The sequence below is a fragment of the Corynebacterium sp. MSK035 genome, assembly GCF_030232615.1.
GTDB lineage: Bacteria > Actinomycetota > Actinomycetes > Mycobacteriales > Mycobacteriaceae > Corynebacterium > Corynebacterium jeikeium_D.
In genome coordinates this window covers 51,710-65,751 of record NZ_JASPJP010000009.1, presented here as the reverse complement: position 1 = coordinate 65,751, position 14,042 = coordinate 51,710, and the positions used below count along the sequence as shown (strand labels likewise).

Annotated in this window: 13 protein-coding genes; 9 read left to right on the top strand and 4 right to left on the bottom strand. The window is 60.4% G+C overall.

Annotation, left to right across the window (positions count from 1 at the left end; translation table 11 throughout):
• Positions 1-4 precede the first annotated feature (4 nt).
• The 5 genes from QP978_RS07190 (at position 5) to QP978_RS07170 (ending at position 5,187) form a co-directional block, all read left to right on the top strand.
• Positions 5-2,023 (top strand): fumarate reductase/succinate dehydrogenase flavoprotein subunit, encoded by a 2,019-nt coding sequence (locus tag QP978_RS07190; protein WP_016421965.1) that lies wholly within the window; start codon positions 5-7, stop codon positions 2,021-2,023.
• The gene (locus QP978_RS07185; RefSeq protein ID WP_016421966.1) at positions 2,023-2,772 is read left to right on the top strand and encodes a succinate dehydrogenase/fumarate reductase iron-sulfur subunit; all 750 of its coding nucleotides are present in this window, start codon (positions 2,023-2,025) and stop codon (positions 2,770-2,772) included. The genes QP978_RS07190 and QP978_RS07185 overlap by 1 nt, the downstream gene beginning before the upstream one ends.
• Positions 2,773-2,812: 40 nt before the next feature.
• Positions 2,813-3,211: a hypothetical protein gene (locus QP978_RS07180; RefSeq protein ID WP_038627515.1), complete on the top strand. Its 399-nt coding sequence runs from the start codon at positions 2,813-2,815 to the stop codon at positions 3,209-3,211.
• Positions 3,212-3,401: 190 nt separating this feature from the next.
• Positions 3,402-4,751 carry a DUF445 domain-containing protein gene (locus tag QP978_RS07175; RefSeq protein ID WP_070549781.1) on the top strand — a complete coding sequence of 450 codons (1,350 nt, stop codon included), beginning with the start codon at positions 3,402-3,404 and terminating at the stop codon, positions 4,749-4,751.
• Positions 4,752-4,830: 79 nt separating this feature from the next.
• Positions 4,831-5,187 (top strand): DUF2516 family protein, encoded by a 357-nt coding sequence (locus QP978_RS07170; protein WP_016421969.1) that lies wholly within the window; start codon positions 4,831-4,833, stop codon positions 5,185-5,187.
• 182 nt (positions 5,188-5,369) lie between these two features.
• On the opposite strand, the gene purU is transcribed toward QP978_RS07170, so the two are convergent.
• From purU to QP978_RS07155, 3 genes are all read right to left on the bottom strand, one after another.
• Positions 5,370-6,275 (bottom strand): formyltetrahydrofolate deformylase, encoded by a 906-nt coding sequence (gene purU / locus QP978_RS07165; RefSeq protein ID WP_016421970.1) that lies wholly within the window; start codon positions 6,273-6,275, stop codon positions 5,370-5,372.
• A 17-nt stretch (positions 6,276-6,292) separates the two neighbouring features.
• Positions 6,293-7,063 (bottom strand): LmeA family phospholipid-binding protein, encoded by a 771-nt coding sequence (locus tag QP978_RS07160; protein ID WP_016421971.1) that lies wholly within the window; start codon positions 7,061-7,063, stop codon positions 6,293-6,295.
• A gap of 102 nt (positions 7,064-7,165) precedes the next feature.
• Positions 7,166-7,663 (bottom strand): DUF2505 domain-containing protein, encoded by a 498-nt coding sequence (locus QP978_RS07155; RefSeq protein ID WP_048732343.1) that lies wholly within the window; start codon positions 7,661-7,663, stop codon positions 7,166-7,168.
• Between the two features lie 85 nt (positions 7,664-7,748).
• On the opposite strand from QP978_RS07155, the gene QP978_RS07150 reads away from it, so the two are divergent.
• The gene (locus QP978_RS07150; RefSeq protein WP_284857016.1) at positions 7,749-8,924 is read left to right on the top strand and encodes a UDP-N-acetylmuramate dehydrogenase; all 1,176 of its coding nucleotides are present in this window, start codon (positions 7,749-7,751) and stop codon (positions 8,922-8,924) included.
• A 303-nt stretch (positions 8,925-9,227) separates the two neighbouring features.
• On the opposite strand, the gene QP978_RS07145 is transcribed toward QP978_RS07150, so the two are convergent.
• Positions 9,228-11,063: a long-chain-fatty-acid--CoA ligase gene (locus QP978_RS07145; protein ID WP_224433409.1), complete on the bottom strand. Its 1,836-nt coding sequence runs from the start codon at positions 11,061-11,063 to the stop codon at positions 9,228-9,230.
• 271 nt (positions 11,064-11,334) lie between these two features.
• On the opposite strand from QP978_RS07145, the gene mshA reads away from it, so the two are divergent.
• The 3 genes from mshA (at position 11,335) to QP978_RS07130 (ending at position 13,959) form a co-directional block, all read left to right on the top strand.
• Entirely contained in the window at positions 11,335-12,597 is a 1,263-nt protein-coding gene (mshA, locus tag QP978_RS07140) for a D-inositol-3-phosphate glycosyltransferase (protein ID WP_210386753.1), read from the top strand.
• A 59-nt stretch (positions 12,598-12,656) separates the two neighbouring features.
• A complete protein-coding gene (locus QP978_RS07135; RefSeq protein WP_038627527.1) occupies positions 12,657-13,142 on the top strand; it encodes a type III secretion system chaperone family protein in 486 nt (161 codons plus the stop codon).
• A gap of 70 nt (positions 13,143-13,212) precedes the next feature.
• A complete protein-coding gene (locus tag QP978_RS07130; RefSeq protein ID WP_038627529.1) occupies positions 13,213-13,959 on the top strand; it encodes a phosphoglyceromutase in 747 nt (248 codons plus the stop codon).
• Positions 13,960-14,042: the final 83 nt, after the last annotated feature.

The window sequence follows — 14,042 nt, the reverse complement described above, 5'->3', positions numbered from 1 at the left end:
TACTATGACTAACACTGAAGCAACCGTCGCTGCGGACTTCCGCGCGCCGGAAAGCGCTGTCGACGGGGTCAAGATCGGCAAGGTTCTGTCCGATAACTCCCCGGGTGACAAGGTCTCCATGAAGGACCACTGGCAGTACCAGAAGGATCACGCCAACCTGGTTTCGCCGCTGAACCGTCGTAAGTTCCGCGTCATGGTCGTCGGTACCGGCCTGGCTGGCGGCGCTGCCGCTGCTGCCCTCGGTGAGCTCGGCTACGACGTGCAGGTTTTCACCTACCACGACGCTCCGCGCCGTGCGCACTCCATTGCTGCACAGGGTGGTGTGAACTCCGCTCGCGGTAAGAAGGTCGACAACGACGGCGCTTACCGCCACGTCAAGGACACCGTTAAGGGCGGCGACTACCGCTGCCGCGAGAACGACTGCTGGCGTCTGGCTGTCGAGTCCGTCCGCGTCATCGACCACCTGAATGCAATCGGTGCTCCGTTCGCTCGCGAGTACGGCGGTACCCTGGCAACCCGTTCCTTCGGTGGTGTGCAGGTCTCCCGTACGTACTACACCCGTGGTCAGACGGGTCAGCAGCTGCAGCTGTCGACTACCTCGGCTCTGCAGCGTCAGATTGGTCTCGGCAACGTCGAGATCTTCACCCACAACGAGCTGGTTGACATCATCGTCGCCGACGGCCGTTGCCAGGGTGCCATCATGCGTAACCTCATCAATGGTGAGCTGACCGTTCACACTGCTCACGCAGTTATTCTGGCTACCGGCGGTTACGGCAACGTCTACCACATGTCCACGCTGGCCAAGAACTCCAACGCTTCGGCCATCATGCGTGCATACGACCAGGGTGCTTACTTCGCATCCCCGTCCTTCATCCAGTTCCACCCGACCGGTCTTCCGGTTAACGCGCACTGGCAGTCGAAGACCATTCTGATGTCCGAGTCCCTGCGTAACGACGCACGTATTTGGACCCCGAAGAAGAAGGGCGACGAGCGCCCGGCCAACGACATCCCGGAGGACGAGCGCGACTACTTCCTGGAGCGTCGCTACCCGGCATTCGGTAACCTCGTCCCGCGTGACGTCGCTTCCCGTGCCAACTCTCAGCAGATTAACGCCGGCTACGGTGTTGGTCCGCTGAAGAACTCCGTCTACCTGGATCTGCGTGACGCAATTGAGCGCCTGGGCCAGCCGGTCATCAAGGAACGCTACTCGAACCTGATTCAGATGTACGAAGAGGCAATCGGTGAGGACCCGTACAAGGTTCCGATGCGTATTGCTCCGACCTGCCACTTCACCATGGGTGGTCTGTGGTCTGACTTCAACCAGATGACCTCCATCCCGGGTCTGTTCACCGGTGGCGAGGCATCCTGGACCTACCACGGTGCAAACCGTCTTGGTGCAAACTCCCTGCTGTCCGGTTCGGTCGACGGTTGGTTCACCCTGCCGTTCACCATTCCGAACTACCTTGGCCCGCTGCTCGGTACCGACCGCCTGGCTGAGGATGCCCCGGAGGCCAAGGAAGCACTGGACCGCGCTCAGGCTCGCCTGGACAAGCTGATGAGCATCCAGGGTAAGCACGGCGCTGAGTACTTCCACCGCCAGCTCGGTGAGATTCTCTACCGCGACTGTGGTGTGGCCCGTAACAAGGAAGACCTGGCTCGTGGTATCGAGGAGATCCGCGAACTGCGTAAGGCATTCTGGTCTGACCTGTTCATCCCGGGTGAGCCGAATGAGATGAACCAGCAGCTCGAGTACGCTAACCGTGTTGCTGACTACATCGACCTCGGTGAGCTCATGTGTGTCGACGCCCTCGACCGCGATGAGTCCTGCGGTGCTCACTACCGCGATGACCACATCTCCGAAGATGGCGAGGCAGAGCGCGATGACGCTAACTGGTGCTTCGTTTCCGCATGGGAGCGAGGCAACAATGGTCCTGCATGGGATCAGTCCGGTCACGAATTCATTCGCCACGCCGAGCCGCTCACCTTCGAAGCCGTCCCGCTCATGACAAGGAACTACAAGTAATGAAACTGCACCTTGAAATCTGGCGCCAAGCAGGTCCGAACGTCGAGGGACACTTTGAATCCGTTGACGTTGACGACGCCGTCGCAGAGATGTCGATCCTGGAGCTGCTTGACCACGTCAACTCCAAGTACGTCGAGTCCGGCAAGGAGCCGTTCGCGTTCGCATCTGACTGCCGTGAGGGTATCTGTGGTACCTGTGGTCTGAACGTCAACGGTCGTCCGCACGGCCCGGGCCAGAACACCCCGACCTGTCAGCAGCGCCTGCACCAGTTCAGCGATGGTGACACCCTGAAGATCGAGCCGATGCGCTCCGCCGCATACCCGGTCATCAAGGACATGGTCGTTGACCGCTCCGCTCTGGACCGTGTCCTCGAGCAGGGTGGCTACGTCTCCATCAACGCTGGTACCGCTCCGGATGCAGATACTCTGCACCTGAACCACGAGACCGCTGAGTTCGCACTTGACCACGCAGCCTGCATCGGCTGTGGTGCTTGTGTCGCAGCTTGCCCGAACGGTGCTGCACACCTGTTCACCGGCGCAAAGCTGGTTCACCTTTCCCTGGTCCCGCTGGGTAAGGAAGAGCGTGGCAAGCGTGCCCGCAAGATGGTTGACGAGGTCGAAGGCACCTTCGGTCCGTGCTCCCTCTATGGTGAATGTGCTGACGTCTGCCCGGCAGGTATCCCGCTGACTGCGGTTGCCGCCGTCACCAAGGAACGAGCTCGTTCGTTCTTCCGCGGTAAGGACGACTAGACTCTTTCTCGATTAGAGTTTTCCAGAAGGGACATAGATTATGGCGAATGCAGTCAAGCGTTACCAGGGCGAAGAGCACTTCGTCGACGGTTACGTGCCTCAGAGCATGAATGCCGAATACTCCTCGCTTCACAAGAGCATTACCTGGATTGGCATGGGTCTCATTCTCGCCTCTCTGGCGGCTTGGGGTACCTTCATTTTCGGTCTCGCAACGACCGTTTTTGCCGACCAGACTGCTGCCTCTCACAGCAACGGTTTCCTGGCTAAGGATGCCGCCAACTACACCGACTACACCGGTGGTTGGAACTTCGACGGCAGCGTGTTCATGTGGGCTGGCCTGGTAGTCGCACTGGTTATGGTTATTGCGGGTGTGGCCTGCATCTCCATCGGTCGTCGTGACTACAAGGCTTACCGAAAGGAATTCGGCACTCACCACTAAAGGCTTGCCCCAGTTTAAAGGGGCCCGCCTCTAGGCGGATGCAACGCTAGCCTTTTGAACTAGCACCTCCACAGTTGATGCCACTGTGCACAGTGCGCTGGGGTAGGGAAGTATTGAGAAGTACCTCTCTCACCAACAGCGGACTGCGGCGCGGTGGCATTTTCGCGTTTTCGGCGCCTAATCTATACACATGGATAACAACCCCGCTAAGCTCCCGGCAGCTGTAGATACGGTCTCGGACCGTCTCGAAGTTCCCGGGCCATCACCAGAGGTTGAGGCGGAAAAACGTGCGCAACTGCGTAAGGCCAAGGCCTTCGCTACGATGCTGCTGGTCATCGCAACCGCTGTGTATTTCACATGCCGCGGTATTGAGTCTTCACACTTATCCGCAGGCGAAGTTGTGCCCGCGTGGGTGGGCTACGTTCGCGCTGCTTCTGAGGCTGGCATGGTCGGTGCCCTCGCCGACTGGTTCGCAGTCGTAGCTCTGTTCCGCCACCCGCTCGGCATTCCTATCCCACACACCGCTATCGTCCGCCGCAAGAAGGACCAGGTCGGTGAGTCCCTGGCGCAGTTCGTCGGTGATAACTTCCTGAACCCCGCTTTGATTGTGGACAAGGTGCGTAAGGCCGAGATTCCTGAGCGTATCGGCGAATGGCTGGTAGCGCCGGGAAACGCCGACAAAGTGTCCGCAGAGGTCGGTAAGTTCACCGGAAATGTGCTGGAGGCGATTAATCCTGACGATGCCGCCGCAGTGCTGAAGTCAGCAGTCATCGACGAAGTTGCAGCCCCGGAGTGGGGGCCACCAGCGGGTAAGGTTCTCGAGCAGCTGATCGAAGAAGGGCGCACCGAGCCTATTGTCCAGCAGATGGCTGAGTGGCTGCACCGGAAGTCGCTGGGCTCGCAGAATCTTATCGACCGACTCGTCGGAGAGCGCGCCCCCTCCTGGGCACCGAGCTTTGTCAACGATCTCATCGGCGACAAGGTCTATCGCGAGCTGGTTGATTGGACCTGGCAGGTGCAGCATGACCCTAAGCACGACGCGCGCCTGGCGCTCCACCGCTTCCTCACGCAGCTCGCCGTTGATTTGCAGAACGACGAGAAGACCATCGCCAAGGTCGAAGAAATTAAGACTGACATTCTTTCGTCCGCCGCCGTCACACAGGCACCGGCGAAGATTTGGGCATCGACATCCGCAAAGCTTGTCGACGCTGCCCGCGACCCGGACTCCCTGCTCCGTCGGAAGGTCTCGGAAACGGCCGCCCGCTACGGCGAGCGGATCCAGTCCGATCCTGAGTTGCGCAAACGAATGGACCGCCGTCTGGAAGCGGCTGTCGTCTTCATCGCTGAGAACTACGCGGGCGAGATTACCTCGATCATTTCCGAGACCGTCGAGCGTTGGGACGCCGATGAGGCTTCCGACAAGATTGAACTGATGGTCGGTCGCGATCTGCAGTTCATTCGCGTTAACGGCACTGTTGTCGGATCACTGGCCGGTTTGGCTATTTACACCCTGTCGACCTTGGTGTTTGGGGCTATTTAGCAGCACAACCCAGCACATCAGACCGTGTGCGTTAGCATGTAAAAAGCAATGCATCCCTGTTAAAGGAGTTGTTCCCCCGGTGCGCCTGTTACCATCTTTGCCCAGTCTTGCGGATTCGCCGCTGATGGCAATTTCCGTCTATGTGGACGTCCTGTTTCAGTTCGCCATTCCGTTTGTCATCGGCATCTTGGCGCTAATCGGTGCGGTGCTTGTCATCACCACCCGCGCGGATGCCTTTGACGCTGCAGACCGCAAGAGCCGCAACGTCTGGGCCGGCATGCTGGTCGGTTCGGCTATCTTCCTACTCTTGCCGTGGCTGGGCTGGGCAATGCTGGGCATCCCGCTGATTGCCGGACTAGTCATCACGGGGATTTACTGGTTGGATGTTCGCCCACAGATCAAGGACATTTTGTCGAACGCACAGGGCGGGTATTAGTCCCGGGCGGGTGCTAGCCCAGGGCGGGTGTTAGCCCGCACAACTGAGAAAGTGTCTGGGTTTATGACAGTTTCTGGGTGAAAAACCCGGTGATTTTGTCATAAACCCAGACACTTTCTTTCTGGGGGAGGGGATAGGGATAGGTCTGGCTCCCCGAAAACCTACTGGAACGCCCCGAAAACCTACTGGAACACCACGGTGCGGTTGCCGTAGACCTGCACACGATCCTCCAGGTGCCAGCGCAAACCGCGGGCGAGGACCTGCTTCTCCGCATCGCGACCCTCACGCTGCATGTCCGCAGCGGTGTACTTGTGGGAGACACGCATGACGTCCTGCTCAATAATCGGGCCGTCGTCGAGGTCCTCAGTGGCGTAGTGGCAGGTGGCACCGATGAGCTTCACACCACGTCGATAAGCCTGCAGGTACGGGCGCGCGCCCATGAACGACGGCAGGAAGCTGTGGTGGATATTGATCGCGCGGCCTTCCCACTTTTCGCACAGATCCGGCGGCAGAATCTGCATGAAACGTGCGAGCACGATGGCATCCGGGTTTTCGGCGTCGACGATCTCGGCGACCTCATCGAATGCCTTACGCTTGCCGACGGCATCCTTGGGGAAGGGCACGTGGTGGAAGGGAATGTCATACGCTGCGACCAGTGGCTCCAGATCGCGGTGGTTACCAATTACTGCAGCGATTTCCATCGGATAGTCGGACTGTGCGACGCGGCCGAGCAGATCCTGCAGGCAGTGGCCTTCCTTGGTCACCAGGATGACAGCGCGCTTCGGGACAGCGTTGTCGGTGACCTTCCAGCGGACCTCAGGGCCCCAATCACCGACGAGCTCAGCGAACTTCTCGCGCAGCTCTTCTACCGTCAGGTCGAGAGCGTCGGCGCGGACCGCCTGGCGAGTGAAAAACCATCCGGTCTCCGGGTCGGAGAAGAAGTCCGCCTCGGTAATCCACGCACCAATGTCGGACAGGAAGGTCGACAGGGTGGAAACGATACCGGTACGGTCTGGACAGCCGAGCGAGAAGATGTACTGGCGCTCGGTGGGAGTACCGCTATTTGCGGTGATGAGAGAGCGAGTCATTCTCGGTATCTTACCTGCTAGCTAAAGGTAAGTTCGCTCACGGTCGACAAAGGCAGATTTGCGCCCGTCAGCGTCAACGCCAGGCCCTCCCCTGTGACGTGTGCTTCCTCCACCTGCATACCGTGGCCGATGTCGTAGCTCAACAGCGTACCGCTCGCTTCTCCCAGCCAGCCGGCCAGGCCATCGAGGTTTAAGCCGAGGATTGAGCCGCCCTCCAAGTTGATTTCGATATGACCGCCGTTGGCAATCGGGCGGAACTTGGAGGTCGCAAATCCGGAGGCGAATTCAATGTTGAACAGGCCTTCGTCCGGCAACGGCGTGATTGTGGAAGCGCGTACACCGCTTTCCCGGTTAATTAGCGCCTGCAGCAGTTGAGGTGGGATTGTGACGTCTACTCGCAGCGACTCTGCCGTCGGATCCGCACGATTGCTCAGATCCACGTTTTCCAGGTGCACTTCCGCTGCCGGGTCACCGTTGATCTCCGGTGCGCCACCCAGCGCCTCCGGGTTCTTGACCTCCAGTGTGTTCGGAGTGGACAGATCCATCGAGGGCACTGACTTGGTGGCCAAGGCGAGCAGCATCGGGCGGGTGCCGAAAGAAACCTTGGGGTCTTCAGTGACCGTCGCACCACGCTCTTCGGCGGAGGTGCGGTAGCCGTCGGAAATCTCCTTGCTCACGAACATCCGGACGCCGATTTCGCCGGCGATCGCAATGAGCGCCACCACGATGATGACACCGAGGACGGTGGGCAGGACTTTGACGCTCGACGAGCGTTTAGCAGAACTCATGGTTCCCAGTCTTGCTTAACGACGGCTCCGTCGCTACCACTTATCTTCGCCCGGTATCCGTCCCCTCGGTGTCGCCCCGGAGTGCCCCCCCCAGTGCGCAACCTACTTAGCGACGTAGTCCGCCAGCACAGCGGTCTCAGCGTTGAGGACGCGTTCCAGGTACGGAGCTGCCTTCTCCTCGAGCTTGCCACCGAGCAGCGGCACGTTGATGGCGAACTCGGAGTTGGTGGTCAGCACGGAACCTTCACCCTGGGCGGTGAGCTTCTGGGACGCACTGAAGGACGCCGGTACGCCCGAAGCTTCTGTGGTCACAGTAGAGGTCGCGCCGTCGTCGTTAAGCGGGCTGATGACGAACGTGCGCGTCATGCCGACCCCGGACTTAACGAACTTCTGCGCCTGCGCCGGAATCTTGTCAGCAGAGACGGTCTGGCGAATCACGACGGTGGTGCCAGCGTCGGTGGTCTCGAACTTTTCCACCTTGCCGTCAGCTGCCGAGAAACGGTTTGCGACCTTCTCCCAGAAACCGGCGTCGGTGAGGGCCTCGTAAACCTTCTCAATCGGCTGGTCGAAGTTGACGGTGTGCGTGTTAGTCGTAGTCATGCGCTTGATGATACGTAATTTGCACTACGCTAGGGGCGTGGAAAATCTCGACCAATCGCCGAACCCAATTCACCTGACCTCCGACATGGAAGAAGCCATCGATGGGCTTGCGGGGCTAGAGGGGGTGGAGCTCAGCACGCATACCGCTTTCGCGGATTTGACGACGCTCCGCCTCGGCGGGGTGCCGCGTGCCGTCGTCCGGTGTAGCACGACGGACGCTGTGGTCGATGTTGTACGCACGCTTGACGACGCTAACGTGCCCCTCCTCATCGTGGGAGGCGGATCCAACCTGGTGGTGGCCGATGAACTCGAGCCGCTGGTGGCTGTGGTGATCGAGGCCGACAACGTGACCATGAGCACTCGCGGACACGGGCTGGAGTCCGTGTCGGCAATCGTGGAGGCCGAGGCCGGTGCGGTCTGGGACGAGGTCGTGGCGATGAGTGTCGACGCAGGTTTTGGCGGCCTGGAATGCCTGTCGGGTATTCCGGGATCGGCCGGAGCCACTCCGGTGCAAAACGTGGGCGCCTACGGTGCTGAGGTGTCGCAGGTCCTGGACGCGGTGCAGCTTTACGACCGCGCAACCGGCTCGGTCGAGTGGGTGGAACCGGAGTCTCTCGACCTTTCCTACCGCTACTCGAACCTGAAGTTCACCGCACGGGCAGTGGTGCTGGCCGTGCGGTTCGAGCTCAGTGTGGATGGCATGTCCGTGCCACTTCGCTATGGCGAACTGGCGCGGCGCCTGGGCGTCGACGAGGCCGAGGCTGCGGCTGGCGAGATTCGCAGGCCGGCTGAGTTGGTGCGTGAAAAGGTGCTTGAGCTGCGCCGGAGCAAGGGCATGGTGCTCGAAGATGCTGACCGCGATACCTGGTCCGCGGGTTCTTTCTTTACCAACCCGATCATTCCGGAGAACTCGGTGGAGGCCGTGCGTGCAAAGGTTGCCGCGCTGCGTGGGGCCGATGAGGCCGCGAATATGCCCGCATTCCCCGCTGGCCCCGGCCACGAGGGAGCCGTGAAGCTCTCGGCGGCGTGGCTTATCGAGCGCGCCGGGTTCCCCAAGGGCTACCCCGGTGACGGTGCGCCCGCGCGACTGTCGACTAAGCACACTCTTGCCCTGACCAACCGCGGGGAGTCCGGCGACGGTACGCCTACGACCGCCGCCGACTTGGTGGCTTTAGCGCGCGATGTGCGCGCTGGTGTGGAAAAGGCCTTCGGCGTGACCCTGGTGCCCGAGCCGGTGTGGGTCGGCGTGAGCATCGACTAGGCCCGCGGCGGGTGGCTGATGGCCAGTGGGGGGGGCGGACTGGAGAGGCTGGCGGGACTGCTGGGGCTGACCGGGGCGCTGGGGCTGATAGAACCGCCGGGTAGTCCTCAGTTTGCGCTCCCGGGCCTTCTCCCAATGGCGGGGATAGAGAAAGTGACTAGGTTTATGACATGTGAATAGTATTCACCCTCAGTTTTTTGTCATAAACCTAGTCACTAAGTCTGGGGGGAGCCGGGGTCCGCCTTAAAGGGATAGGAGCCCGCTCTACTCAGGCCCCTATCCCAACTACAAAACCACCGTGAACTAATGGTGCTTGCGGTGGGAAAGCGAATCGACGCTCTGGCCCTTCTGCTCCAGCTGCGTGAGCAGCACGTCGCGGACATCGCGGCGGCGGACCTTGCCCATCTGGTCGCGAGGAAGTTCCTCCAGGTGGAAGAATGCGCGCGGCACCTTGTACCGGGTCAGGTTGTCGTAGCAGTGGTCGCGGTAGGCGTCGGAATCCAGTCGGGCGTAGTCAGCAAGGGTGATGGCGGCCACGACCATCTCGGAGCCGTCACTCTTCGGGAGGCCGACGACCGTGGCATCGGTGATGTCTGGGTGGGAGAGCAGTACTTCCTCGACCTCGGCCGGGTAGACATTGAAGCCACCGGTGATGATGACCTCCTTGATGCGGGCAACCAGCTTGATGAAGCCGTCCGACTCCATGACTCCGACATCGCCGGTGCGGTACCAACGATCGCCAGCGGGAAGCTCAGCAGGCCCATCGGTGAAGGACTTCTCCGTTGCCTCCGGGAGGTTGAGATAACCGGCGAAAACCTGTGGGCCTCGGACGATGACCTCGCCCTCCTCGCCGTCAGCGCGGAGCTTGGTGGGATCTTCGGGGTCAACGATGGCAACCTCGGTGTCGGGGAATGGCAGGCCAACGTAGCCCGGGCGGCGGTTGCCGTCCATCGGGTTGCCGACGATAATCGGTGACGTTTCGGTGAGGCCGTAGCCTTCGACAAGGCGCCCGCCAGTGAGTTTCTCCCACTTCTGTACAAGGGAAACCGGCAGGGTAGCGGCGCCACAGAAGGCAAACTTTACCCCGGAGAGGTCGACATTATCGCGCTCGGCGGCTTCGACAATCTTCTCGTAGAGAGTCGGCACACCAGGCACCCATGTCGGGCGATTGTTCTTCATCACCTTCATAATCAGCGGAATCTCCGGTGCCGGCACCAGCACCAGTTCAGCGCCAATCAGCATGGACAAGTTGGTGACAATGGTCAGGCCGTAGGCATGGAACATTGGCAGGATGCCGAGGGAGATTTCCCGCTCCTTGCCAAGGCCCGGCACCCAGGCCTTGCCCTGCAGAATGTTGGCGACCAGCCCGCGGTGGCTCAGCTGCGCGCCCTTTGGCGAGCCCGTGGTGCCAGAGGTGTACATCATCACTGCAGTGTCATCGGCAATGATGGATTCATCGGCCTGGAGGTCGTGGCCGTCTCCGCCGACGGCGTCGTGAAGCAAAGCGTCAAAACCCATGACCTGCGGTGCGGAGGAGTGCAGCTTAGCGCGGGCGGCGCGGAGTTTCGGCAGCGGGATCGACAGGGCGGTGCGCATGACAAACGGCAGGTCCTGCAGCATATTGACCGCGATGATGGTCTCGAGCGGGGTGTTGTTGCGGAGGTCTTCAAGTACGGGGACGATCTTGTCCCAGCAGATGGCAAAGCGGGCGCCGTGGTCGTTGAATGGGTGGCGCAGTTCGTGGGCGGTGTAGAGGGGGTTGTGCTCTACGGCAACAGCGCCGAGGTGCAGAACTGCCCAGTAGGCGATGACGTGCTGCGGGCAGTTCGGCATGAGCAGTGCCACGCGATCGCCTTTGCGTACGCCAAGTGCGCGCAGGCCGGCGGCAACGCTGCGAACCTTGGCATCCAGCTCGGCGTAGGAGGTGGAGCGACCGAAGAAGGTCAATGCCTTGCGGCGCGGGTGGTTGCTCAGAGTGTGGCGGTAGACGTCTAGGAGGGTGTCGAAGTTGTAGTCGATGTGGGGTGGGGTCCACTCCGGATACAGGTTCAGCCAGGCCTTGGAGGCCGCAGCGTTGGGTGTGGAACCGTGAGCTGGGGCAGAGTCATTTGCAGCGTGTGAGCTGGATGTATCGGCCATGGGGTCCTCCTAAAGTTTTGTTTATCGCCTGACTATGTCGTGAGGTGATAATAACCTACGACGTAGTAGGTATCGACCTCTATTGTGCCCTACGTCGCACTGCGATGCCGGAATTCCTATACACGTATTTGAGGTACTCATTTGCGGGGTTGCCCCTGGCATAGGCACTCTGGGCAGTATGAGCGAAATATTTCCGGCGGCAACGGAGGGCGCAGACGCAGCCACCCCAAGCACCACCTCTAATACCCCGGCGTGGCCGAACCGCATCGCGATGATCTCCATGCATACCTCTCCGCTGGAGCAACCGGGCATCGGTGACGCTGGCGGCATGAATGTCTACGTGCTGCGCACCTGCGAGGAGTCGGCGCGACGCGGTGTGAAGGTGGATGTTTTCACTCGCGCCACGCGTTCCAGCGATGGACCGGTGATTCAGGTCAGTGAGAATTTCCGTGTCATCAACATAGTGGCTGGCCCATATGAGGGGCTGGAGAAGTCAGACCTGGCTACGCAGATGCCGGCTTTTGCTGGCGGGGTTATTGAGTTCGCCCGCAAACAGGGGATTGAATACGACCTGATTCATTCGCACTACTGGCTCTCTGGCCAGGTGGGGTGGTTGCTGTCGGATTTGCTTGATATTCCGTTTGTGCACACGGCGCACACGCTGGCGGCGGTGAAGAACCTCCATCTAGCAGAGGGGGATACGCCAGAGCCTGAATCGCGTCGTATTTGTGAGCAGCAGATTGTGGACAATGCATGCCGGCTCATCGTCAATACAGATGCCGAAGCTAAGCAGCTCGCGGATCTCCACGATGCCGACCCGTGGCGCATCAATGTCGTGCCGCCCGGGGTGGACGTGGAGCTCTTTTCGCCGGGCAGCGATCGTGCCACCGAGCGGTCCCGTCGTGAGCTGGGCATCCCGTTGCACACTAAGGTCATTTTGTTCGTTGGTAGGCTGCAGCGGCTGAAGGGGCCGCAGGTATTGCTGCGCGGTGTTGGCGAGCTCATGCGTCGCTATCCCGCCACTAATGTCCGAGTGATTATCTGCGGTGGCCTGTCCGGTTCTGGGGTGCACGCGCCCGACGAGTTCACCAATCTCGCCGCGGAAGAGGGGATCGATCACCTAGTCCGTTTCATGCCCCCACGCCCGCCGCAGGACCTGGCGAAGCTCTACCAGGCCGCAGACATCGTCGCCGTGCCCAGCTACAACGAAACTTTCGGGTTGGTGGCGATGGAGGCTCAGGCCACCGGCACTCCCGTTGTCGCGGCGAATGTTGGCGGGCTCTCCATCGCTGTCGACGATGGGGTCAGCGGTTTGCTTGTCGACGGTCACGAGCCCGCAGCCTGGGCCGATGCCCTCGGTCGCCTGGTGGAGGACGACGAGTTGCGCATTAAGTTGGCCACCCAGGCGCGCGAGCACTCCTTGGAGTTTTCCTGGCAAAAGACCGTGGATCGGTTGGCCGATGTCTATCATCGAACCGAACTCCAAAAGGAGAATTGTCCCGGCTCTATCCGGGATGCGGGTGGCTCTCGGTAGGTTTCGTTAGCTTCAGAATCGCCAGGGCCGTAGCCACATAAACAGGGAGATGATTCACGATGAGCACGGACATCCAAGGACTGCTGAAATTCCTCGGTGAGCAGCTAGAACGTCTCGGTGTTGAGCATGGCATTGCCGACAATGCCGCCGTGGTGGTTCTGCCTGGTAAGAAGAAGCTAAAGACCGTCGTTGGTCTCATCCCGGCGCCTGACTCCCTGCGTGTCGAAGCCTTCGTTTGTCGCGCTGTCGAAGAAAACCACGAGGCCGTCTACAAGTGGTTGCTGCAGCGCAATCGTCGTCTGTTCGGCATCGGTTACACCATTGACGCCGCAGGCGACATCTACCTGGTTGGTCAACTGCCGGCTCAGCTTTCCGACGATGACCTCGATCGCCTCCTTGGTCAGCTGCTGGAGACGGCCGATGGGGACTTCAACCAGATCCTCGAACGCGGCTTTGCATCGGCCATTAAGCGCGAGTGGGAGTGGCGGGTTGACCGCGGGGAAAACCTGGCCAATCTGGAGCAGTTCCGCCACATGGTTGAGTAGCCGGGGGTAGTAACCCACATAGCGGGGCAACGAACGGCGGGCTGTCCAGTTTTGGGGCACAATTGGGGGTATGAGCAATGGAAAACTGATTCTTGTCCGTCATGGCCAGAGTGAGTGGAACGCATCCAACCAGTTCACGGGCTGGGTCGACGTTGCACTGACCGACAAGGGCCGCGCTGAGGCAGTACGTGCCGGTGAGCTGCTCGTAGAGGCAGACCTGAAGCCGCAGGTGCTCTACACGTCGCTGCTGCGTCGCGCAATTAACACCGCACACATTGCCCTGGATACCGCTGACCTGGTGTGGATTCCGGTTATCCGTGACTGGCGTCTGAACGAGCGCCACTACGGTGCTCTGCAGGGTCTGAACAAGGCAGAGACCAAGGAGAAGTACGGCGAGGACCAGTTCATGTCCTGGCGTCGCTCTTACGACACTCCGCCGCCGGAGCTGTCGGATGACAGCGAGTTCTCGCAGGCTAATGACCCGCGTTATGCCAACCTGGATGAGGTTCCGCGCACGGAGTGCCTCCTGGACGTCGTCAAGCGTTTCATTCCTTACTTTGAAGAGGAAATCCTGCCGCGTCTGAAGGCCGGTGAGACTGTCATGGTGGCAGCTCACGGTAACTCGCTGCGTGCACTGGTCAAGCACCTGGACAACATCTCGGACGAGGACATTGCCGCTCTGAACATCCCGACCGGTATCCCGCTGGTTTACGATTTTGATGCTGAGGGCAAGGTTTTGAACCCGGGTGGCACCTACCTGGATCCGGAAGCTGCAGCTGCAGGTGCTGCTGCTGTTGCCGCTCAGGGCAACAAGTAAATATGTAGGTGATTGATAGGCCGATAAGGGGCGCAGCCAAGTGAGGCTGTGCTCCTTGGTTTATTTAGGGCTAGCGAGCGCAA